Origin of the sequence: Oricola sp. (assembly GCF_965230365.1) — a bacterium.
In the GTDB taxonomy this organism is placed as follows: Bacteria; Pseudomonadota; Alphaproteobacteria; order Rhizobiales; family Rhizobiaceae; genus Oricola.
The window spans coordinates 3,043,265-3,066,717 of the sequence record NZ_OZ246003.1 but is presented as its reverse complement, the minus strand read 5'-3'; the positions used below and the strand labels follow the sequence as shown (position 1 = coordinate 3,066,717).

20 protein-coding genes are annotated in these 23,453 nt (G+C 61.3%); 9 read left to right on the top strand and 11 right to left on the bottom strand.

Going from position 1 to position 23,453, the window contains the following annotated elements; all coding sequences use genetic code 11:
- The first annotated feature begins 77 nt into the window (after positions 1–77).
- The 8 genes from xsc (at position 78) to pobA (ending at position 12,602) form a co-directional block, all read left to right on the top strand.
- Complete coding sequence (gene xsc / locus ACO06R_RS14900) at positions 78–1,859, top strand: sulfoacetaldehyde acetyltransferase (protein WP_421851559.1); 1,782 nt, start codon at positions 78–80, stop codon at positions 1,857–1,859.
- Positions 1,860–1,881: 22 nt separating this feature from the next.
- Positions 1,882–2,952 (top strand): acetate/propionate family kinase, encoded by a 1,071-nt coding sequence (locus ACO06R_RS14895; RefSeq protein ID WP_421851556.1) that lies wholly within the window; start codon positions 1,882–1,884, stop codon positions 2,950–2,952.
- A 156-nt stretch (positions 2,953–3,108) separates the two neighbouring features.
- Positions 3,109–3,717 (top strand): helix-turn-helix domain-containing protein, encoded by a 609-nt coding sequence (locus tag ACO06R_RS14890; RefSeq protein ID WP_421851552.1) that lies wholly within the window; start codon positions 3,109–3,111, stop codon positions 3,715–3,717.
- A 10-nt stretch (positions 3,718–3,727) separates the two neighbouring features.
- Entirely contained in the window at positions 3,728–6,181 is a 2,454-nt protein-coding gene (locus ACO06R_RS14885; protein ID WP_421851549.1) for a GcvT family protein, read from the top strand.
- 34 nt (positions 6,182–6,215) lie between these two features.
- Positions 6,216–7,763: a trimethylamine methyltransferase family protein gene (locus ACO06R_RS14880; protein ID WP_421851546.1), complete on the top strand. Its 1,548-nt coding sequence runs from the start codon at positions 6,216–6,218 to the stop codon at positions 7,761–7,763.
- 15 nt (positions 7,764–7,778) lie between these two features.
- Positions 7,779–8,882: a GlxA family transcriptional regulator gene (locus tag ACO06R_RS14875; RefSeq protein ID WP_421851543.1), complete on the top strand. Its 1,104-nt coding sequence runs from the start codon at positions 7,779–7,781 to the stop codon at positions 8,880–8,882.
- A gap of 1 nt (position 8,883) precedes the next feature.
- On the top strand, positions 8,884–11,328 hold the full coding sequence (locus ACO06R_RS14870; RefSeq protein WP_421851540.1) for a GcvT family protein: 2,445 nt from the start codon (positions 8,884–8,886) through the stop codon (positions 11,326–11,328).
- 101 nt (positions 11,329–11,429) lie between these two features.
- Positions 11,430–12,602 carry a 4-hydroxybenzoate 3-monooxygenase gene (pobA, locus tag ACO06R_RS14865; RefSeq protein ID WP_421851537.1) on the top strand — a complete coding sequence of 391 codons (1,173 nt, stop codon included), beginning with the start codon at positions 11,430–11,432 and terminating at the stop codon, positions 12,600–12,602.
- 87 nt (positions 12,603–12,689) lie between these two features.
- Here pobA and ACO06R_RS14860 read toward each other — a convergent pair whose 3' ends face one another.
- The 11 genes from ACO06R_RS14860 to ACO06R_RS14810 all read right to left on the bottom strand — a co-directional run bounded on the left by ACO06R_RS14860 (position 12,690) and on the right by ACO06R_RS14810 (position 22,710).
- Positions 12,690–13,583: a hypothetical protein gene (locus tag ACO06R_RS14860; RefSeq protein ID WP_421851534.1), complete on the bottom strand. Its 894-nt coding sequence runs from the start codon at positions 13,581–13,583 to the stop codon at positions 12,690–12,692.
- 534 nt (positions 13,584–14,117) lie between these two features.
- Entirely contained in the window at positions 14,118–15,059 is a 942-nt protein-coding gene (locus ACO06R_RS14855; RefSeq protein ID WP_421851531.1) for a hypothetical protein, read from the bottom strand.
- Between the two features lie 471 nt (positions 15,060–15,530).
- Positions 15,531–16,484 carry a hypothetical protein gene (locus ACO06R_RS14850; protein WP_421851527.1) on the bottom strand — a complete coding sequence of 318 codons (954 nt, stop codon included), beginning with the start codon at positions 16,482–16,484 and terminating at the stop codon, positions 15,531–15,533.
- 440 nt (positions 16,485–16,924) lie between these two features.
- Entirely contained in the window at positions 16,925–17,845 is a 921-nt protein-coding gene (locus ACO06R_RS14845; protein WP_421851524.1) for a hypothetical protein, read from the bottom strand.
- Between the two features lie 472 nt (positions 17,846–18,317).
- Positions 18,318–19,538 carry an NAD(P)/FAD-dependent oxidoreductase gene (locus ACO06R_RS14840; RefSeq protein ID WP_421851522.1) on the bottom strand — a complete coding sequence of 407 codons (1,221 nt, stop codon included), beginning with the start codon at positions 19,536–19,538 and terminating at the stop codon, positions 18,318–18,320.
- Positions 19,539–19,551: 13 nt separating this feature from the next.
- Complete coding sequence (locus ACO06R_RS14835) at positions 19,552–20,793, bottom strand: NAD(P)-binding domain-containing protein (RefSeq protein ID WP_421851519.1); 1,242 nt, start codon at positions 20,791–20,793, stop codon at positions 19,552–19,554.
- 129 nt (positions 20,794–20,922) lie between these two features.
- Positions 20,923–21,090 (bottom strand): DUF1127 domain-containing protein, encoded by a 168-nt coding sequence (locus ACO06R_RS14830; RefSeq protein WP_421851516.1) that lies wholly within the window; start codon positions 21,088–21,090, stop codon positions 20,923–20,925.
- A 36-nt stretch (positions 21,091–21,126) separates the two neighbouring features.
- Complete coding sequence (locus ACO06R_RS14825; protein ID WP_421851513.1) at positions 21,127–21,693, bottom strand: OsmC family protein; 567 nt, start codon at positions 21,691–21,693, stop codon at positions 21,127–21,129.
- A 189-nt stretch (positions 21,694–21,882) separates the two neighbouring features.
- On the bottom strand, positions 21,883–22,338 hold the full coding sequence (locus ACO06R_RS14820; RefSeq protein ID WP_421851510.1) for a group III truncated hemoglobin: 456 nt from the start codon (positions 22,336–22,338) through the stop codon (positions 21,883–21,885).
- A 7-nt stretch (positions 22,339–22,345) separates the two neighbouring features.
- Positions 22,346–22,483, bottom strand: coding sequence for a hypothetical protein (locus ACO06R_RS14815; RefSeq protein WP_421851506.1), 138 nt, complete (start codon positions 22,481–22,483; stop codon positions 22,346–22,348).
- Positions 22,480–22,710 carry a hypothetical protein gene (locus ACO06R_RS14810; protein WP_421851503.1) on the bottom strand — a complete coding sequence of 77 codons (231 nt, stop codon included), beginning with the start codon at positions 22,708–22,710 and terminating at the stop codon, positions 22,480–22,482. The genes ACO06R_RS14815 and ACO06R_RS14810 overlap by 4 nt, the downstream gene beginning before the upstream one ends.
- Positions 22,711–22,842: 132 nt before the next feature.
- On the opposite strand from ACO06R_RS14810, the gene ACO06R_RS14805 reads away from it, so the two are divergent.
- Positions 22,843–23,277, top strand: coding sequence for an Rrf2 family transcriptional regulator (locus tag ACO06R_RS14805; protein WP_421851500.1), 435 nt, complete (start codon positions 22,843–22,845; stop codon positions 23,275–23,277).
- The last annotated feature ends 176 nt before the right edge of the window (positions 23,278–23,453 follow it).

Here is a 23,453-nt window from a genome sequence, read left to right as displayed (position 1 = left end):
GCAAATCCCCGCTTAAGAGTTGCGCGAAGAGGCTCAGCCGAGTGGCCGGCAGAGATATGTTCCGGGGAGATCGCATCATGAAAATGACGACCGAAGAGGCCTTCGTAAAAACCCTGCAAATGCATGGGATCGAGCATGCGTTCGGGATTATCGGGTCGGCGATGATGCCGATTTCCGACTTGTTCCCGAAGGCCGGTATCCATTTCTGGGACTGCGCGCATGAGGGTTCGGCGGGTATGATGTCCGACGGCTACACCCGCGCCACCGGCAAGATGTCGATGATGATCGCCCAAAACGGGCCCGGCATCACCAACTTTGTGACCGCGGTCAAAACAGCCTACTGGAACCACACGCCACTGCTGCTGGTCACGCCGCAGGCGGCCAACAAGACCATCGGGCAGGGCGGTTTCCAGGAAGTCGAGCAGATGAAGCTCTTCGAGGACATGGTCGCCTACCAGGAAGAGGTACGCGATCCTTCGCGTGTCTGCGAAGTGCTGGCCCGCGTGATCTCCAAGGCAAAACGTCTTTCGGGACCGGCGCAGCTAAACATTCCGCGGGATTTCTGGACCCAGGTGATTGATGTCGAAATCCCCGAGCCGGTGGAATTCGAGCTGTCCTCCGGCGGCGAGAATTCAGTCGCTGGCGCTGCCACGCTGTTGTCGGAAGCCAAGTTCCCGATGATCCTGAACGGTGCTGGCGTTGTTCTGTCGGCTGGCGGCATCGAAGCCTCCATGGCGCTCGCCGAGCGTCTCGATGCTCCGGTATGCGTCGGCTACCAGCACAACGACGCATTCCCCGGCTCGCACCGGCTGTTTGCCGGTCCGCTCGGCTACAACGGCTCGAAAGCCGGTATGGAACTGATCAAGCAGGCCGATGTCGTGCTGGCGCTCGGTACGCGTTTGAACCCGTTCTCTACCTTGCCGGGTTACGGCATGGAGTACTGGCCCAAGGACGCCAAGATTATCCAGGTCGACATCAACGCTGACCGGATTGGCCTGACCAAGAAGGTCTCGGTCGGCATCATCGGCGACGCCGCCAAGGTGGCGACCGGCATACTCGAGAAGCTCTCGGCCGATGCCGGCGATACGGGCCGGGCCGAGCGCAAGAACCTGATCTCCACCACAAAGTCGACATGGGCGCAGCAGCTTTCGTCGATGGATCACGAGGACGACGATCCGGGCACTACCTGGAACGAGCGTGCGCGCGCCGCCAAGCCGAAGTGGATGAGCCCGCGCATGGCATGGCGGGCGATCCAGGCAGCCCTGCCGCGCGAGGCGATCATTTCTTCGGACATCGGCAACAACTGCGCGATCGGCAACGCCTATCCGGCATTCGAGCGCGGCCGCAAGTACCTTGCACCGGGCCTGTTCGGGCCGTGCGGCTACGGCCTGCCGGCGATTGTCGGCGCCAAAATCGGCTGCCCGGACACGCCGGTTGTCGGTTTTGCCGGCGACGGTGCTTTCGGTATCGCGGTGAACGAACTGACGGCAATCGGCCGCGGGGAGTGGCCGGCCATCACCCAGATCGTGTTCCGCAATTATCAATGGGGCGCCGAGAAGCGCAATTCGACCCTGTGGTTCGACGACAACTTCGTCGGTACCGAACTTGACGAGCAGGTGTCTTATGCCGGGATCGCCAAGGCTTGCGGCCTGCAGGGTGTTATCGCCCGGACCATGGATGAGCTGACAGCAGCGCTCGACAAGGCCATCGAAGACCAGATGAAGCATGGCAAGACCACGCTCATCGAGGCGATGATCAACCAGGAGCTGGGCGAGCCGTTCCGCCGCGATGCGATGAAGAAACCGGTGCAGGTCGCGGGGATCGATGCGGCTGATATGCGCCCGCAAGCTGGCGCCTGACGATAAAGACCCGGGGGCGGCGATGGCGGACATACTCGTACTCAACGCCGGTTCGTCCTCGGTCAAGTTCGCGGTCTTTGATGGCGATTTGAACGAAACGCTATCCGGCGCTTCCACCGATATCGGCGGCGGTGGCGAGTTGAAAATCGGCGGCGAGGCGCGGGCTGTGGAGCTGCGCGACCACGAGGCAGCGTTGCGCGGCATTCTCGATGCACTCGCCGAAAAGGGGATCGCCCTTGCTTCGCTGGCTGCCGCCGGCCATCGCGTCGTGCATGGCGGGCAGCTTTTCTCCGCACCGTCACGGATTACGCCGGATGTCGAAGCCGGCATCGAGGCTTGTTGTCCGCTCGCCCCCTTGCACAATCCGAACGCGCTTGCCGCGATCCGCGCCTTGGCCAGCATCGCGCCCGGCTTGCCGCAAAGCGCCAGCTTCGACACGGCCTTCCATGCCGCCAACCCGCCGATTGCGCGCCGCTATGCGATTGCTTCGGAGCTGCATGAGGCCGGCCTGCAGCGCTATGGGTTCCACGGATTGAGTTATGCGTCGCTGGTCGAAACGCTGCGCGACGACCTGCCGAAACGCCTGCTTGCGCTGCATCTTGGAAATGGCGCGAGCCTGTGCGCGATCCTTGATGGCAAGAGCATGGCCACCAGCATGGGCTACTCGCCGCTCGACGGGCTGACGATGGGATCGCGCTGCGGCGCCATCGATCCGGCAGTCGCCTTGCGGCTGGCGCGCGAGCACGGTGTAGACGGGGCCGAACAACTGCTGAACGCGAAGAGCGGCCTGCTGGCTCTGGCCGGCGACAACGACATGGCCGCATTGCTCGGCCGCGACGACGAGGCGGCGCGCTTCGCCGTCGACCACTTCTGCTATTGGACGGCGCGCCACGCCGGATCGGCCATAGTCGCCATGGGTGGCGTCGACGCATACGCCTTTACCGGCGGTATCGGTGAAAACGCTGAGGCGGTGCGGACGCGCATCCTGGAACATCTGGCAACGTTCGGCGACAAGCCGGTGCATGTTGTGTCGGCGCGCGAGGAGCGGCAGATCGCGCGCGACGCGCTGAGCGTTTTGCAGGGCGGTAGCTGAGCCCGAGCGACTCCGGCTGGCGTGTATTCCAACATCAGACGTTGCGGCAGTTCCTGAAACCCGAAGTCAAACGGCGAGTCGCTGTGAAAATTGAATTGACAATTTCATGAAAGACATGAAATTGCGTCCGATAATTTCATTTTGTCGGATGCCGCAATGCCCGAATTGACGCTTGGTGTCGAAGAATTGCTCGAGGCGAACGAGCCTGTCGATGCCGACGCGACGCTCGGCGCCGACTTGCGCGCACTGCGCAAGGCGCGCGGCATGACGCTCGAGGATCTGGCCCAGGCGCTCGACCGTTCCGTCGGCTGGATCAGCCAGGTCGAGCGCGACATCTCGACCCCGCGTATTCGCGACCTGCAGCAGATCGCCCGAGTCCTGGATGTTCCGCTATCGCTGTTTTTCGGCAGCCCGGCGGCGACCGAGGAGGAACGCGGCATCATAGTGCGCGCCAATGCGCGCCGGGTCGTTGGCGTTGATGATAGCGGCTTGATGGAAACGTTGTTGTCGCCCGACCTGACTGACGATTTCGAGGTCGTGCATTCGACCTTCCGGCCCGGTTCGCGGCGCGAGGAAAACGTCCGTCGCGACACACAGGAACTGGCCTATCTCGTGTCGGGCCGCCTCGATGTCTGGATCGACGACCGCCCGTTCGCGATCGACGCGGGCGACAGTTTCCGTATCCGCGGCCAGAACTACCGCTGGTCCAATCCCTACGATCAGCCGGCCATTGCGGTCTGGATCATCTCACCACCCGTTTACTGAAAGGGCACAAATGTCGGATATCCCCTCAACAGCGCGCGTCGTCATCATCGGCGGTGGTGTGGTCGGTGTTTCAACGCTTTACCATCTCGCCAAGGAGGGTTGGTCGGACTGCGTTCTTCTCGAAAAGAACGAACTGACTGCCGGCTCGACCTGGCACGCCGCCGGCAACTGCCCGAACTTCGCCGGTTCCTGGGCGGTCATGAACATGCAGCGTCATGGCCTGAAAATGTACCGGACGCTCGGCGACGACATGGATTATCCGATCAATTACCATGTCTCCGGGTCCATCCGCCTGGCGCACACTAAGGAGCGCATGCAGGAGTTCGCTCACGTCGCCTCCATGGCACGTGCGCAAGGGCTCGAAATGACCATGTGCAGCCCGCAGGAACTGAAGGCGCATCATCCCTTTATGGAAACCCACGACCTGCTCGGCGGGTTGTGGGATCCGCTCGACGGCGACATCGACCCCGCCCAGTTGACACAGGCGCTTGCCAAGGGTGCGCGCGATCTGGGTGCGAAGATTCTGCGCTTCACGCCAGCAATCGGCGTCGATCGCCAGGGTGATGAGTGGGTCGTGAAGACCGAGAAAGGCGACATCCGCTGCGAGAAGGTGGTCAATGCCGCTGGCTACTACGCCCAGCGCATTGGCGAATGGTTCCGTCCGTTCGGCGGTCGCCGGGTTCCCGCCGTCGTCATGAGCCACCAGTACTTTCTCACCGAGGAAATTCCCGACCTCGCCGCATGGACCGCCGAGGCCGGTCACAAGCTGCCGATCGTGCGCGATGTCGACATCTCCTACTATCTGCGCCAGGACAAGAACGGTCTCAATCTCGGCCCCTACGAGCGCAATTGCCGCGCCCACTGGGTGACCCCCGAAGACCCGATGCCGGATGATTTCAGCTTCCAGCTTTATCCGGATGACCTCGACCGCCTGGAGTTCTACATCGAAGACGCAATGGCGCGCGTGCCGATCCTCGGCGAAGCAGGCGTCGGCCGTGTGATCAACGGCCCGATTCCCTATGCGCCTGACGGCTTGCCGCAAATCGGCCCGATGCCCGGTGTCGCCAACGCTTACGAGGCGCACAGTTTCACCTTCGGCATCGCGCAGGGCGGTGGCGCCGGCAAAGTGATGGCCGAGTGGATCGTTCATGGCGAAACCGAATGGGACATGTGGGACTGCGACCCGCGTCGTTACACGGCCCACGCCGACCACGAATTCACCCTCGCCAAGGCCATGGAGACCTATGGACACGAATACGCGATGCACTTCCCGCATCACGAATGGCCGGCCGGTCGCGGCAAGAAACTGTCGCCGGTGCACGACAAGATCCTAGCCGCAGGCGCACAGCTCGGTGTTTACAATGGCTGGGAGCGCGCCAACTGGTTTGCCCGCGAGGGTGACGATACCTCGGAAGCCGCTACCGAAACCTGGGATCGCGAAGGGCCCTGGGCGCAGCGTGTACGTGAGGAAGTGGCTGCGGTGCGCGACGGCGTTGGCGTCCTGGACCTCTGCGGTTTCTCGCGTTTCGGCCTGAATGGCGATGGCGCGGCGGAGTGGCTGCGTGGCCGCATCTGCGGCGCCTTGCCGAAGGTCGGGCGCATGACGCTCGGCTATTTCGCCGATACCCGCGGTCATCTGCTGACCGAGATGTCGATCCTGCGGCACGGCGATGATCAGTTCACCTTGATCACCGCCGCCGCGGCGCAGTGGCACGATTTCGAACTGCTGCAACGGGCGCTTCCCGCCGACGGCTCGCTCACACTCGTTGACCGTACCGAAGAGATGTCGACTTTGATCGTCTGCGGCCCCAAATCGCGCGAGCTGTTCGAGAGTTTGAGCGATGACGCCGATCTGTCTCTGTCCTGGCTGAGCGTGCAGTCGGCGACTGTTGCCGGCAAGCCCGTAATGCTGCCGCGCGTTTGCTTTGCCGGTGAGCTGGGCTGGGAAATCCATGCCGCCATATCCGATATGCCAGAAATCTACGATGCGGTCATGGCCGCCGGTGCCGTGCCGTTCGGCATGTATGCGCTCGACTCGATGCGCTTGGAGAAGGGCTACCGCACCTGGAAGGGCGATCTTTCGAGCGAGTACACTATGCTGGAGGCCGGCCTCGAGCGCTTCGTCAAGCTCGACAAGCCGCAGGATTACCCGGGCAAGGTTGCGCTGCTCAACGAGAAGCAACAGGGCCGCAAACGCGCCTTCGTCTCGATGGTCGTGGAAGGCAATCCGCAGGACGCCCGTTCCATGTCGACGTTGCTGCATGATGGCGGGCCCGTCGGCGAGGTGACGAGCGGCGGCTACGGCTATCGCGTCGATGCCTCCATTGCGTTCGGAATCGTCCGTGCCGACCTGGCTGTGCCCGGTACCGAACTGGCCGTCGAAATCTTTGGTGAAGCATACAAGGCAGTGGTTCAGGAAGAACAACCGCTGTGGGATCCGCAGAACGAACGCATTCGAGCCTAGCGCTCCAAGGAGCGCACAATACGGGAGGTAAGTCATGGTGGATATGGAACGTATTAGCCGCCGTGGCGGCGGACGTGCAGCCAGGGTTGCGGCACGCGCCGCGCCCCTGGAGGCCAACATGCGACCAGTGCGTCCGGGCATGCCGGGCGGCCTGTACAAGCCCCTTAAGGATGAGGATATCGTTCGGATACACGAAGCCGCGCTCGACGCGCTCGAGCAGATCGGCTTGAAGGGCGCACCCGTCACCGGCGTAGAGATCCTGACCGCTACCGGCTGTGTTGTGGGTGAAGACGGTCGTATCCGCTTCCCACGCTCGGTGGTCGCTGAGATGCTCGAAAAGGCAGCCAAATCGGTGACCCTTCCCGGCCGCGATCCGGCTTTCGATCTGGAGCTTTCGGGAACGCGCGTTCACTACGGAACAGCGGGCGCGGCGGTCCATATCGTCGATATCGACACCGGCGAATATCGCGACAGTACCACTCAGGACCTCTATGACGCGGCGAGGGTCGTACAGAAGCTGGACAACGTCCACTTCTTCCAGCGGCCGATGGTATGTCGCGATATCGAAGACAATTACGACCTCGACATCAACACGATCTACGCGTCCTGCGCCGGCACGACCAAGCACATCGGCACCAGCTTCGTAGAACCTTCGCACCTCGAGGGTTGCCTGAAGCTGATCCATGAGATCGCCGGCGGCGAGGAGGCTTTCCGGGCCCGGCCCTTCGTCTCCAATACCAACTGTTTCGTCGTCCCGCCGCTGACCTTTGCCGAAGAGAGCTGCCAGGTCATGGAGATCTGCGTGCGCGCCGGCATGCCGGTGCTTCTGCTGTCGGCGGGGCAGGCGGGTGCGACCGCACCGGCCCCGATCGCCACTGCGATCGTACAGGCGGTGGCCGAATGCCTGGCAGGCGTGGTCTATGTCAACGCGATCCAACCCGGAGCACCGGCGGTCTTCGGTACCTGGCCCTTCGTATCCGACCTGCGCACCGGCGCCATGTCGGGTGGATCCGGCGAACAGGCGCTGCTGTCGGCGGCGTGCGCCCAGATGCACCATTTCTACGGATTGCCTGGCGGGGCGGCAGCCGGCATATCCGATTCCAAGCTGCCCGACATGCAGGCCGGCTGGGAGCAGGCGATCAGCAATGTCATGGTTGGACTGTCCGGCCTCAACATGGTCTATGAAGCGGTCGGCATGCATGCCTCGCTGCTCGGCTTCTGCATGGAATCGCTGGTGCTCGGCAATGACATGCTGGGCCAAGTGCAGCGTTGCGTGCGCGGTATCGATATCACCGACGAAAGCGTCAGTATCGATGTCATCCGGTCGGTATGCCTGGACGGTCCCGGTCACTATCTCGGCCATGATCAGACACTGCGCCTGATGCAGCGCGAATACATCTATCCAGAGTTTGCCGATCGCTCGTCTCCCAAGGAATGGGTTGAGAAAGGCAGGCCGGAACTGCTGGTCAAGGCCAAAGACAAGCTGCGTGCGATATTGTCGACAGACAGCCACCTGATCGCACCCGAACTCGACGAACGGCTGCGCGGTGCCTACAATCTCGTTCCGTTACGTCGCAATTAGGAGAAGGGGCCTCGCATGGCCAGGCAGACGCACGGCGGGGGAGACGACATGGATGACAGCCCGCAACAATCGCTGCAGTTCGACATTCTCGTCGCAGACGGTTTCGTGCTGTCGGAATTCGCCGCGGTGATCGATTGCCTGCGGATCGCCAATCGCGTTTCGCCGCAGCCCGTGTTCGCCTGGCGCTACCTGTCGGCGGGCGGTGGGTCGGTGACAAGCAGCAGCATGGCGACGGTCGAAACAGAGCCGCATGACATGCAGCCCGATGCCGAATATGCGATCGCGATCGGCAATTTCGATCCGGACTGCCCGCAGTTGGCGCTTGGGCGTGTCATTGCCGCCTATACAGGCCGGCAGGCTCGGGTGATCCTGCTTGCCGAAGCGGCAAGCCGCTACATACGCGACTATGGCGGCCCGACCGCCGATTTGACCACTCACTGGGAAAACGCCGAATTCATGATCGAGCGCTATGCCGGCATGGAAACCGGCCAGTCGCTGGCCGCGGAGAAGGGATCGGTGCTGACCTGCGCCGGCATGGGTGCGACCTACGACATCATTCTCAACGTTATCGGCAAGCACACCACCATGGCAATCCGACAGCGGGTCGCCGACGTGCTGCTGCACGAGACAATCCGCGATTTCCAGTCCATGCAACCGATCGCCGGCGCGCAGGTCCGGTTGTCCGGCGACAAGGGGGTCGACCGCTGCATCGCGCTAATGAAAGCGCATATCGAGGAACCGATCTCGGTACAGGAGCTCGCCGCCAAGCTGGGTATCACCGTGCGCTCGATGGAACGTTGGTTCCGGTCGGTGCTGAACACGACGCCCGGCCGCTTTTACCGGGAGATGCGCCTCAACCGGGCGATGAATCTGCTGTTGAACACTTCGATGAGCGTGCAGGAGATCGGGCTGGCCTGCGGCTTTTGCGGCGGCTTCACCCACGTGTTCAAGTCGACATACGGTGTGACGCCGAACGAATTGCGCAAGTCGCGTCACGGCAGATCGGGCGATGCTTCACCGGCTGTGGCGAGCGATGCGAAAAATGACGGATTTGATCGCTCGAAACCATCGCAGCGGTGGTTAAAGGCGCAATCAGAATTGCGATCCGGAGCGAATTGAAATGGCGAACATCCCCGGCACGGCACGTGTCGTCGTCATCGGAGGCGGCGTCATCGGCTGCTCCGTTGCCTACCACCTGGCCAAGAAAGGCTGGAACGACATCGTGCTGCTGGAGCGCAAGCAGCTCACATCGGGAACGACTTGGCACGCCGCCGGGCTGATCGCGCAACTTCGCGCGACCAAGAACATGACCAAGCTTGCGAAATACAGCCAGGAGCTTTACGGCTCGCTCGAGGCCGAAACCGGCGTCGCCACGGGGTTTCGCCGCAACGGTTCGATTACCGTTGCGCTCACGGAAGCCCGCCACGAGGAAATTCTCAGGCAGGCGTCGATGGCACGCGCTTTCGGCGTTGATGTCGAGGCAATCGGCCCGAACGACATCAAGAACCGCTACGATCACATCAACATCGAGGGCGTCGTCGGCGGGGTCTTTCTCGACAAGGACGGGCAGGGCGATCCCGCCAACATCGCTCTGGCACTCGCCAAGGGTGCACGGCAGGGCGGCGCGCGGGTCATTGAACAAACCGAAGTGACCGCCATCCACCGGCAGGGCCGCCGGGTGACCGGTGTCGACTGGCGGAAGGGCGAGGAAGCGGGAACGATCGCCTGCGACATGATCGTCAACTGCGCCGGCATGTGGGGCCACGCCGTCGGCCGCATGGCGGGTGTCAACGTGCCCCTGCATGCCTGCGAGCACTTTTACATCGTCACGGAAAACATCCCCGGCTTGGCACAACTTCCGGTGCTGCGGGTGCCCGACGAATGCGCCTATTACAAGGAGGATGCCGGCAAAATCCTGCTCGGCGCCTTCGAACCGAATGCCAAGCCTTGGGGCATGGACGGTATTCCAGCCGATTTCGAGTTTGACCAGTTGCCCGAGGACTTCGATCACTTCGAGCCGATCCTGGAAGCGGCCGTCAACCGCATGCCGATCCTCGCCGAAGCCGGCATCCACACGTTTTTCAACGGGCCGGAGAGCTTCACGCCGGACGATGCCTATCACCTGGGCCTGGCGCCGGAGTTGGACAATGTCTGGGTCGCTGCCGGCTTCAACTCGATTGGCATCCAGTCGGCCGGCGGCGCCGGCATGGCGCTGGCGGAATGGATGGAAAGCGGCGAGAAGCCCTTCGATCTGGGCGATGTCGACGTCTCGCGCATGCAGCCGTTCCAGGGCAACAAGACCTATCTCTTCGAGCGCTCCAGGGAAACGCTTGGCCTGCTTTATGCCGACCACTACCCTTACCGCCAGAAAGCGACCGCCCGCGGCGTCCGCCGCTCTGTTCTGCACGAGCAGCTGAAAGGGCGTGGCGCGGTGTTTGGCGAGCTTGCGGGATGGGAACGCGCCAACTGGTTTGCCGATGCCGGTCAGGAACGCGAGTACCGCTACAGCTGGAAGCGGCAGAACTGGTTCGACAATTCCGCGCGCGAACATGCGTCGATCCGCGAGAATGTCGGCCTTTACGACATGTCCTCCTTCGGCAAGATCCGCGTCGAGGGGCCGGACGCCGAAGCCTTCCTGAACTATGTGGCAGGCGGCAACTACTCGGTGCCGCTCGGCAAGATCGTCTATTCGCAGTTTTTGAATTCGCGTGGTGGCATCGAGGCCGATGTGACGATCACCCGGTTGAGCGAAACCGCCTATCTGGTCGTCACGCCGGCGGCTACTCGGCTTGCCGACCAGACCTGGATGATGCGCCATGCCGGCGGTTTCAACATTGTCATCACCGACATGACTTGCGCCGAGGCGGTGATCGCGGTCATGGGCCCGAATGCACGCCGCCTGTTGCAGTCGGTCTCGCCCGACGACTTTTCCAACGACGCCAATCCGTTCGGCACGGCCCGCGAGATCGAGATCGGCATGGGCCTGGCGCGCGTTCATCGCGTCACCTATGTCGGCGAACTCGGCTGGGAAGTCTACGTGTCGTCCGACATGGCGGCCTATGTGTTCGAGACGCTCGATGCGGCTCGCGAGGCGCATGGCGGGCGGTTGTGCGGCATGCACATGATGGACAGTTGCCGCATCGAGAAGGGGTTCCGCCACTTCGGCCACGACATCACCTGCGAGGACCATATCCTCGAGGCGGGCCTGGGTTTCGCGGTCAAGAAGGACAAGCCGGATTTCATCGGCCGCGATGCGGTGCTGCGCAAGCAGGACGAGGGCCTGCAGGCGCGTCTTGTGCAGTTCAAGCTGACCGACCCCGAGCCGTTGCTCTACCACGCCGAGCCGATCCTGCGCGATGGCGAGGTGGTGGGCTACCTGACCTCCGGCAATTACGGTCACACTTTGGGTGGCGCAATCGGGCTCGGCTATGTGCCGTGCCCGGGCGAGGCTGCGTCCGACATGCTGGCCTCGACCTATGAGATCGAGGTTGCAGGCGCCCGTGTCCGCGCCGAGGCATCGCTCAAGCCGATGTATGATCCGAAGTCGGAGCGCGTGAAGGTCTAGTCGCTTTTACGTCCTTTCGCATTGCATGGACGCTGGGTGACCCTTCCATTCGCCTTTCGTGATCGGGCATAGTGCCTTCGAAACATTGGGGGAGCGACCGGATGAAAACCCAGGTCGGTATTATCGGCGGCGGCCCGTCAGGGCTGCTGCTTTCGCAACTTCTGCATCTCGAGGGCATCGATACGGTCGTGCTGGAAAAACACAGCCGCGAATATGTGCTCGGGCGCATCCGCGCGGGTGTCCTGGAACACGGCTTTGCCAAGCTGATGCGCGAGGCGCAATGCGGCGAGCGCATGGACCGCGAGGGCGAGATCCATGACGGCTTCTACATCGCCAGTGGCGGCGAGCGCCTGCGTGTCGACCTTGCCGCCCATACCGGCGGCAATTCTGTCATCGTTTACGGCCAGACCGAAGTGACACGTGACCTTTACAAAGCGCGTGACAGGGCCGGCGGGACCGTGATCCACAATGCCGAGGACGTGCGCCCGCACGACATCGACACGACGAGCCCCTGGCTGACCTATCGCGATGGCGACGAAATCCGCCGCATCGACTGCGACTTTATCGTTGGCGCCGACGGCTTTCACGGCGTCAGCCGCAAAGCCATCCCGAACGATGTGCTGCGCGAGTTTGAGCGGGTCTACCCCTTCGGATGGCTCGGCGTTTTGTCGCGCACTCCGCCGGTATCACCGGAACTGGTCTATGCCCGTCACGCGCGTGGTTTCGCGCTGTGTTCGCTGCGCTCGCAGGTGCTCAGCCGCTACTATATCCAGGTGCCGCTGACAGACACCGTCGAGGACTGGTCGGACGAGGCATTTTGGGCGGAATTGAAGCGGCGCCTTCCCGAAGATGTCGCAGGCGCGCTGGTCACCGGCCCGTCGATCGAAAAATCGATCGCGCCGCTGCGCAGCTTCGTCGCCGAGCCGATGCGCTACGGCAATCTGTTCCTGGCGGGCGACGCCGCCCATATCGTGCCGCCGACCGGTGCGCGCGGCCTCAACAGCGCCGCCTCGGACATCCACTACCTGTACCATGCCTTTGTCGATCACTACCGCGATGGCGACGACACCGGCCTGGACACCTATTCGCAAAAGGCGCTGGCGCGGGTCTGGAAGGCGCAGCGCTTCTCCTGGTGGATGACGACGCTGCTGCACAGTTTCCCCGAACGCAGCACCTATGACGCGAAGCTGCAGCAGACCGAGCTCGATTACTTGTTCTCGTCGGATAGCGCGTTGGCGTCGCTGGCCGAAAACTATGTCGGCCTGCCCTACTGACGGAGGATTTGCTCCTCTCGGCCGATCAACAGAAAAGGGCGGGATTGCTCCCGCCCAATCGTCATGTCGCCCGTATTGAACTGTGCGTTACAGCTCGTCCGGATAGGACAGTGGCGCCCGCAGATTGGTCAGATCGAAGGTCCGCGCGCCGTAATTGTCCTGCATTTGCAACGTGTCCGAGCCGCCGAATGCCATTCGGAACCCAGCCATGATCGTGTGCACCCAAACACTTTCATCTAAACCGATCGCTTGCGTGCTGTCGTTGTCGAGATAGTCGCCTTGATAGCCGACGAACCAGGAAAACGGATTATTGTCGAACTTCTGTTCGTAGTTTGCGGCAAACTGTATCCAGACAAGTTCCTCATTGTCGCCGATGTCGGCGTCATCCGAGTACCCGGCTGCTATCGCGCCTTCCACGCGCTTGTTCGGATCGAAGAAGTGGCGCATGCCGGCGCGGCCGAAAATCAACGATCGGGGGCCATCGTCCGAGTTGCCGAGTGAGCCGGCATAACCCGCCTGAGCGAAGAACGTGTTGTCTCCGCTGAACATTGCCGCTTCCGCGCCGATGAATCCGTGTACCCCCGAACTATCTTCGTTCAGAAATGCGGTGCCCGACAATCCGGTGAATGCACCATATGCCAAGTTGTCCCTGCGGTGGATCAGGTGACCAGCGATGGCGCCATGGATCGAGTGGCTGTCGTCAGGACGATCCTCGTCAAGTTCCAAATGATAGTCGAGCAGCGTTTCGAGCTGAATGGCATAGCCGTTGCCGAAATCGTAATGCGCCCGGCCGTTCGACCCGAAGCCGAAGTCGGTTTCGCAGAAGTCGTTCGTCGAGTCGCTAAACGAAACGGGCACGCAGGTAGCGCCAGTACTGCGCTGATAATTGGTCGGCACCACCAAAGCGCCCCAGACCGCCAGGTTACCCGTCAACGGATTTGGCGCCATGCGAACCGCAAGCTCATCGGCCGCGTTTGCCACGCCGGCCCCGGAAACAACAATAGCGCTGAAAGCAACTGCGGCCCAAATCCTTCGAGTGGCTTTCATACCTTAATACCGTCCCGTAGATTGCATACCTTAAGATCTTCCCGATTCCGGGTGGCCTCGACCAAGCATCTGTTGTGCTGCCGTCACGCCGTCGAAAGAAGCTGGCGATTTGTTACCATTTCCTAGAGGAAATACAACTATATTTCGCCTCAATTTATGCAAAATCAAAACAATCGCAAACCAGTGTTGCGGAAAAAGCACGATTTTGAATTTCAGAAACGGAGAATGCTATTCCGGGTTGAAGATGAGTATATGTAACAATGTTGTAAGTTCTGCCCGCTCCGGGATCTGACGTCCGGATAGGCACCAAAGCGGTATGAGGGGTATTCAAGACCGCAAGATCCCGCACGCTTCGCGAGAACGTTGGCGGGCCGGTTCGCCGTGCCCCGATTCTGCGAGCCGCATCCGGCACAAAAAGGGCGGGATTGCTCCCGCCCTTTGCTCCCGTCCCCCGGAACCGTGTGTGGATTACAACTCGTCCGGATAGGACAGCGGTGCCCGCAGATTGGTCAGATCGAAGGTGCGTGCACCGTAATTGTCCTGCTGCTGCAGCGTGTCAGTGGCGCCGAAGGTCATGCGGAAGCCGGCGAGAACCGTGTGCACCCAGACGCTCGCGTCGCCGCTGGCGAAGGGGCTGTCCGGGACATCAAGGTAGTCGCCCTGGTAGCCGACGAACCATGAAAACGGATTGTCGTCGAACTTCTGCTCGTAATTGGCCGCAAACTGCACCCATGTGAGTTCTTCGCTGTTGCCCGATTCCGCTTCGCTCGAGAAGCCGCCGGCGATGCTGCCCTCCAGTCGCTGGTTCGGGCTAAAGAAGTGCCGTGCGCCGGCCCGTCCGAAAATCAGGTTCTCGACCTGGTCCTCGCCGGCGATCGCGCCGGCATAGCCGATCTGGCCGAAAAAGGTGTTGTTGCCCTGCATCATCGCGGCCTCCAAGCCGGCGATGCCGTGAACCGAGCGTTCCTCCTGGTCCAGATGACCGGTACCGGAAAGGCCAAGAAAGGCGCCATAGGCCATGTTTCCGCTTCGGCGGATCAGGTGACCGGCAACGGCGGCGTGGACGGCGTGTTCTTCGTCGGTTGAGTCGTCATCGTCCAATTCCAGATGATAGTCGAGCAGGCTCTCGAGCTGGAACCCGTAGCCATTGTCGAATTCGTAATACACCCGCGCATCGCTGCCGAAGCCGAAATCGCCCTCGCAGAAATGAGAGGGACCGAAATCCGTACATGCCGGTTCGAATTCATTGCTGTATCCGGAAGGGATCACGCCGGCGCCCCAAACCGAGATATTGCCGGACATCTGGTTCGGCGCCATGCGTGCCTCGATCTCGTCGGCCGCATTCGCCGCACCGGAAAACGCAACCGTGCCCAATACAAGTGCGCCCGTGATGGTCTTGAAAGCTCGCATGCCTGAATCCCTTCCCAGTTTTCAGGTGGCCGGATCAAGAAAGATCGTCTTAAGCCGCCGATATCCTCAAATGAGACTGGCAATGTCTTACCATAACGTTTGGTAATATCAATTTGATATCTCTGTTGTGAGATCCTATCGGATAATAATTGGAAGATATGTTGCATAAATGGCACGCAAATTGTGATCGGGCAGAGAGTGCCAATAGAAACAAGGCGGGAACAGGCTGCGAGACTGTCTTGGTCGATACTGTAGAGACCAATGGCTGTAAACGAGAACGTAAGCTTGCCTGAAAACGAGGCGAGGGGTCCTCGAACCTCGAAAACACGGCATATATATCGGACGTTTAGCGGTTTCTGCTTTCTGGCTGCGTCGCCAAAGAGACCGACATGGTGTATTGGAATTGACGCATCAAAAAAAGGGCGGGATCGCTCCCGCCTCTCCTTGATCTCGCGTCTGTTGCCGCAAGCGCTACAGCTCGTCCGGGTAGGAGAGCGGTGCCCGCAGATTGGTCAGATCGAAGGTGCGTGCACCGTAATTGTCCTGCTGCTGCAGCGTGTCCGTCTCGCCGAAGGTCATGCGGAAGCCAGCCAGGACCGTGTGCACCCAGACGCTTTCGTCGGCGTCGATTTCCGGTAAGTCATTGTCCAGGTAGTCGCCCTGGTAGCCGACAAACCAGGAGAACGGATTGTCATCGAACTTTTGCTCGTAGTTGGCCGTGAATTGCCACCACAAGAGATCCTCGGTTTCATCGAGTCCCGGGTCTGAATCATCCGAATAACCGACGGCAACGGCTCCCTCGAGGCGCCTGTTCGGGCTGAGGAAATGGCGCATGCCGGCGCGGCCGAAAAACAGATTGTCGACGGCGTCTTCACGCGTGATCGGTGTCGCAAGCCCCACTTGGCCGAAGAAGGTGTTGGCGCCACTGAACATCGCTGCTTCGGCGCCGATCAGGCCATGGACGGATCGATCGTCATCGTCCAGATGTGCGGTACCCGTCAGTCCGGCAAAAGCGCCAAGGGCGATCTCGCCGCTGCGATGGATCAGATGGCCGGCCACGGCTCCGTGGATTGCGTGCCTTTCGTCGTCGCCGTCATCGTCCAGTTCCAGATGGTAGTCGAGCAGCGTTTCGAGTTGCACGGCATAACCGTTGCCGAAATCGTAATGCACCCGGGCATCGCTGCCGAAACCGAAATCGCTTTCGCAAAACTCATCGATGCCGTCATCTGTCGGGTCGCATGTGTCTTCGTCTTCATTTTGGTAGCCGCTCGGAATCACACCTGCGCCCCAGACGGATATGTTGCCCGACACCGCGTTTGGCGCCATGCGCTCGTCCAGCCGGTCCGCGGCGTTCGCCGTGCTGAAACCGGCGATGGTTATTGCAGCGATAGCGAAAGCGCTCGCGTAAGAGTGAAGCATGCTCATGTTTGTCCCCATTCCTTGTCGTTCGACCCCCGGACCACGCAAGCGGCAAACCGGAAAAGAATCACGCGTCTGGGTAAGCAATAATTCGCCCTGCAGGGTGTTCAATCGTGATATATCACACTTGCAAGTATAAAGCATTCATTACGGATGTGCGTTGCTATTTTGCAACACAAATTATAGTTCCCGGAAACTGCGAATTTTGCCGAAAGGACGGGAATCGGAGACGAAATCTTGCCGGAAAACACCTGCAGGAGAGCGTTTTTATTGCGTTATTCCAGAGGGTTGGCGGCTCGGGGTCGATCTGGTTTGAGCGTTCCGTAACGCGGTGCGGCCCCTTGATGGTCAGCTCGCTCCAGAATTCCGTTGCGGCATACGGAGAATTTGCAAAAAAAGGGCGGGATCGCTCCCGCCCTTCCGACTCTTTTGCGTGGTATGACCGATTACATCTGGTCCGGATAGGACAGGGGAGCCCGCAGATTGGTCAGGTCGAAGGTCCGCGCGCCATTGTTGTCCTGGCCTTGCAGCGTGTCGTTGCCGCCGATTGCCATGCGCAGGCCGATTTTGGCAGTGTGGATGAAGGCGTGCCGATCCCGCTCATATTCGTCGGCGTAACGCTCCGGCGTTGCCACATAGTCGCCCTGGTAGCCCACATAGACGGAGAACGGGTTGTCGTCGAACTTCTTCTCGAAGTTGGCGGTGGCTTGCAGCCAGATCAGCCCTTCTCCTATCGCGGTTCTTTCGCCGGTGGCGGTGTAGCCGCCGGCAAACGCGGTCTCCAGACGGGAGTTCGGATCGTTGAAGAAGCGGATGCCCCCGCGTGCGAAGACGAGGTCATTGACCTGGTCCTCGCCGGCGATTGCGCCGACATAACCGGCCTGGCCGAAGAAGGTTTTGGTGTCCTGGAAGCTCGCCGCTTCGCCACCGACCATGGCATGCACCGCGCGCTCCTCCTGGTCCAGCATCGCGGTTGCCGAAACGCCGGCAAACACGCCAACGGCAGTGGCGCCGGCGCGGCGGATCAGGTGGCCGGCTGCTGCGCCATAAATCGAGAACTCATCCGGGCTGTCGTCATCGGAATCAAGTTCGCCGTGATAGTCGAACAGGCTTTCCAACTGCACGGCATAACCATTGTCGAAGGCGTGATGGAAACGCGCATCGCTTCCGAAACCGAATGTGCCGGCGCACAAGTTTGTCAGGTAGTACTCTCCGTCCGAGTTGCAGGTTTCTGCAGGCATCGGGTACTCTTGGTCGATGTACTCGTCGTGATGGTAGCCGGTCGGGATCACGCCGCCGCCCCAAACCGAAAAGTTGGCGGAAGTCCCGCTCGGCGCCATGCGCGCGTCAAGTCCGTTGTCCGCCATGGCGCTGCCTGCCAACACCGTGGTGGCCGCTGCCGTAATCAATACCTGTTTGAGATTTGCCCTTGACCGCATGGCCCCCGCTCCTTTGCAAAATGCCTATAAGAAATAGCTAGTGAAAATAATCTGGCTAAAAACCATGATTCGTTTCCATCACCATGCGTAAACCATCAGTTACGGCAATCAAGCCCATTTGATTGATGCGCCAAAATATTGCGGGAAATAAAATGCCTGTTGCGCTTATGCAACATGTGCGAGAGGCAGGCAGACGGAGCGCCTGCGGTCCGATGGTGGGTTGGCCAATCGTGGCTGCGTATGGGCGCGCTTCCCGTTCCGCAACAGGCTGCGGATCGGTCGCTTCTGCCTGAGGCGGAAGTGCTCGATACAGATCAAGCGTATCTGGTCGCGGGCGCGATAGTAATCGTCGAGGTCCCGCTCGATCACCGACGCCCACCCGCACTGTTCACTGCGCGACCTACGGCAGCATTGATCGGCGTCGGGCAGGCCTTTGGCGGTTTTCGTTGAATGCCTTTCCGAACGCATTGTCATTCTCGCCGGCTGGCCAGGCAATCGCCTCGGCTTCCCGCTTCATGCACTCATTGAGCGCCAGGTGCAGGGCTTTCAGCCTTTGCGTGTTCTGGTCGAAGCCCGCGATCTCATGGGTGATCGCAAAGAGTGGCCCGGCATGCCGGTCGCGTTCGATCCGGTAGGCGGCGCTGCCCAGGCCCCGAACCAGCGATCCTGCAAGGCGATGGGCATCAAGGAACGCATCGGTGATGCCGTGCGCCGTCGCTGGATCCTTGAAGTAGCCGGCATCGCCGACCAGCGCCCAACCTGGGCCGGTGGCTTCGCGGATATGCCCGGGTGCGCCGCGAAACAACAGTGGCCGCTCCGCAGGAGGCGTCCGGCGAACGTGCTCGGCAAGCTCGCCGTCCAGGTCATCGAGCGTTGCCGCGATTGCCTGCTGCGGATCGCCCTTCAACCGCTGGTCTGTGTGCTTTGGCTGGCATCCGGCGAAGACGCAGTGCAGTCCGTTGTTGGTCGGGATTGCACCGCCGGCTGTGCCGGCCCCGAAGTACCAGCGATAGCCTGTGTTCACGATTCCCGGAAAGTAGCCGAACAGGGTAGCGGCACAGGTTTCCGCACGCGCGATTTCGGCCGCCCCGACATCGGCGGCGACACGGGAGCGCCGCCCGTCCGCGCCAATCACGATACCGGCGCGCACGCTTTGCTGGCGGCCTGAACGGTCGCTCAAAACTGCTCCGATGATGCGGTTCTCGGGATCGCGCAAGGTGCGCAGAAAGGTGATCCCCGTCTTGAGTTCGGCGCCAGCATTGGTTGCTGCCTCGCCGAGTAGTGGATCCAGCACGAAGCGACGCGGAGCTATGAGGCCGAGCGCATTGCCGACCGGTTTGATCGGAATCGCGATGCGCTCCGGCCCGTAGTGAAACGACGATTGACGAACCACCGGCGTACCGGCAGCCATCAGCGGGTCGAGCAACCCCCATGCGTCGAGCAGCATCACCGCAGGGCGCATCAAGGCGTGCGTGGACAGCGTGTCGCCGATCTTGTCCTCCCGGTCGACGATCAGCACCCGCCAGCCGGCGCGGGCCAGCAGCATGCCGGTCGCCGCGCCGGCGACGCGCGCGCCGACGATCAGAGCGTCATATTCCGTTCGTGAGCAGATACCAGCCATCGTTCGACTCCCTTCACGCGGCCAGCGGCTTGGCCAGCCAGTTGCACATGTGGTCAGCGAGCGCCGTCGAATCGCCCTCGCCACCTGAGATGAACTGCGAGCGGGCGGTCCGCAGGAACGGCAGTCCCATCGCATAAAGCCCGTTGCCGACTACGCCGCCGTCATGGACAAGCCGTCCTTTGCCATCGACAACGGGAAGGTTCAGCCAGCGGTAGTCGGGCCGGAAGCCGGACGCCCAGATCACGCTGCGTACCGATCCATCGGTCAGATCGAGCTTCAGGCGCGGCTCGGCCGGTTGGCGCGTCGGCGCAAACCGATGCGGTTGTTCGATCAGCGCATCCAGGCCGTGTTCGACCGCCCAGGCGTCGCAACGGTCAAGCAGGCGGTTCATCTTGAGGTCAGCGGCGGTGCAGTGGTTGGCAAGGCTGCCGGAAAACCAGGCCGAGCCGCCGGCGATCGAGGCCAGCCGGCCGGTGATCTCGACGCCGAGATCCTGCAGCGCGTTGAGATCGACTTGCTGGTGCGAGGGGGCGCCGATCAGTTGTGGTGACGGGCGCCGGCGCACGCGTGCCAGATCGTCGACGTCGCGATGCGACTCGTCGAACATGCCGGTAATCTCCATCCACACCATGATGTCGGCGTCGCGATATTTGCGCGGCATGCGAACATGGTTGCCGACCGCGAGCGTGACCTGCCTGCCGGCCAGTTGCAGTTCGCGCGCGAGCTGCACACCCGAGGCCGCCGCGCCAACGATCAGCACTCCGCCATCGGGGATGTCCGACAGGCGTTTGTAGGAAAGCGGCGTGTGCTGCACGATGTCGACTGGGATGGCGTCGGCGAAAGCCGGAACGTTCGCGATAGCGTTGGTGCCAGTCGCCATGATCACGCTGCGGCAGTCAATCGCACCCTGGTCGGTCTGCACCCGATATCCGTCGCCGAACGCGTCAAGTGCGACGACCTTGGTTTCGGTCATCAGCGGCGTGGCGTTCCTGTGCGCGCAGGCGTCAAACATCGAAATGAGGTCACTCACACGGAGAAAGCCGTCCTGGTCGGCGCCCCGATAGGGCACTCCCGGCAAGCCGTTCAGCCAGTTGGGCGAAAGGAGACGAAGGCTGTCCCAGCGCTCGTTGCGCCAGCTGTTGCCGGCCTGTCCGCGCTCGACCACGATATGGTCGACGCCACGTTCTGCCAGTTTCTGGCTCATCGCCAGGCCCTGGTGGCCGGCGCCTATGATAACTGCGGTCGTGCGTTTCATTGTCTCGTCCATGAACTGTTGGCGCGCGCGACAAATCCGTCACGCGCGGGCCGGTCACTTGGCCGTGGGAAAGGGTGGCAGGCGGCAGCTATTTGGGGAGGCTTGGCTGCCGCCTGGCCGTGCAGGTGTTCAGTACCTGCGGTGGCGGAAGGGAATCGATGCCATGTATTTGACATCGGCCCGGGTGATGCCGAGATCGCGCAGTTCGCGCTCCGACATCCTCATGAGTTGTGCGTACTCCTTCTGGTCCGCGAAATGGCGGCGGACCGCTTTAAAGAAGCCGACAGGATGTCTCATCTTCTTGTTTCCTTCTCTGCCGGACGGCGCTTCCTTTCAGGCAACCGTCACGTGAACGTTGGTCGGATTGGTGATGATGTCGAACACCGCGGAGCGCTTCTGCGACTGTGCAACGACGGCCGCGATTTCTTCCTTGGTGGCATCGGCATCGATGTCGAAGTTGACGCGGATCGCGCTGAAGCCGTTGCGGATATCGGGGTCGATCCCGAGGATGCCGAACAGGTTCATGTCGCCCTCCAGCGAAGCCTTGACCGAGCGCAGCTGAATGCCGCGGTTCTGTGCCACCGAAGCGACACCTGCGGTCAGGCAGCCGGCCAGCGACGTCAGCATGATCTCGACCGGAGTCGCGCCGTCGTCGGGCGCTGCGAACTCGGCCGGATGGTCCATTTCGACCGTGAACGGACGAACATGGGATTTCTCTTCGCCGAGGCCGAAGAAGGACTCGATGGTCGAGCGGCTGTGCACGCCTTTGATCCATTCGCAGGTCGCGCGCCATTTGAACTGCGCGGCGGCCGGCATGTCGGTCAGTGCTTCGCGTGCGCCGAGCAGGGCTTCAACATTGACGCCGTTGTCGACAACTTTCATTCCGGTGTTTGCAGACATTGTTTGTCTCCCATTGTCTGTTGGACTGGTTGGCGGCGGGTTCAGACGCGTCATTGCGCTGGCCTGCCGATGGGGAGACGAATAAGGCGGGTCGGGCCGCCAAGCTTGAAGATGTCTTGGTGATTGTCTGGAGAATTTGTCCAGAAAACCTGAATATGTGGAGGTATCGTGCCTCTGGGGAACCGAAGTCTAGCCGTTGGCAGGCGTGCCTCGCGCCGAACCGAGCCGCGCGCCGGCGCCAAGAATATCGCCACGATGGACGGCGATGCCGCGTTCCAGCGATTGGGCGATGCGCCCGGCGCGGTCGTTGAAAAACACCGCGGCTGCTTGCGGGCAGGTGTCCGAGGCCGTGGCGCTGAACAGTTCCAGCCAACGGTCGAAATGTTGCGCAGATATGTTGCCGATAGCGGCATGTGCCTGCATCGGCGTGCCTTTGTAGCGACCGCTCAGGAGCGCTACCGACGACCAGAAGTCGCAAAGCTTGCGAAGATGATCGTCCCACTCCTCAACGATCGCTTCGAAGACCGGCCCAAGCAGTTTGTCCTTCCTGACCCGGGAATAAAACTCATGCACGAGGCGCTCGATCATCGCCTCGGTGATACCTGCGGCTACGCCGGGAGAGGGGAGATTTTCTGTTTTGCTCATCGATTCATCAGCTGAACCATGCCAGCATCGCCAACATGATCCACAACGGCGCCGGCGCTGCAATCCAGATAAGCCCGACGGCGAGTATTCGCAGCAGACCGGTGCCTGCGGGTTGGGCGGCGGTGTGTTCTGCGGACGTGATCATGCCTGCAACTCCAGAATCAGCACGTAGACGGTAAGGGCGAAGAAGACGCCGTAGCCTGCAAGCATGGCGAGCCGCGCCGAGGCAACCAACGTGTCACCCACGGCATCCGGCTGCGGCTTCGGAAGGTCGCGACCCTCGCGCTCCAGCCCAAGCGCCAGCCAGCAGAACGCAACAAAGAATGCGGCAGTGCCGAGTTCGGCGGCGACGACCGCCAGTTCGAGTATCATCTGATTGCTCCGTGGTTCGGGATTCTGCAAGGGTGAGTAAAGATGCATTTAAGATGTATGTTTTATGTTATTGCCCGCCTTGATAAGATATGTCAAGAATGAATCTTATTTCTTGAGGGCTGCGGGCCGCCAATGCAATTGACCAAGTTTTCCGACTATGCGCTGCGCGTGTTGATGTATGTTGACGGGGCGGACGACCGGCTCGTCACCATCGACGAGATCGCGGGAGCATATGGCGTGTCGCGCGCGCACCTGATGAAGGTCGTCAATGCGCTTACGCGAACTGGGTACTTAGCCTCTGTGCGTGGCCGAAACGGTGGGCTGCGGTTGTCGCGTCCTGCCGAGGAAATCCGGCTTGGCGATGTCATTCGCAAAACCGAACCGGACATGGCGCTCGTGGAGTGCTTCGGTGGCGAGAGCAATTGCGCCATTACCGGGTGTTGTCGTCTGCCAAACGCGCTGCATGCTGCTCTGGAGGCGTTTATTGCCGAACTCGACCGCCACACCCTGGCGGACGTGTCACTCAGCCGGAATGACTTCGCACAAAGACTGGCCCTTGCGGACTGATCGGCACCTCGCGGGAAGTTGGAAAGACACTGCCCTTCGATTGTTTTCCGAATCGCAAATGTTAACGCAGCGAAATAGGTAAAAAGTCGCACCTGACGCTACGACATAGACACCTCAAAGGTGGTGGTCTGTGTTTTCGCAGAGGATAAATTCCGCTTCAACTGTTTCCCTCGGAG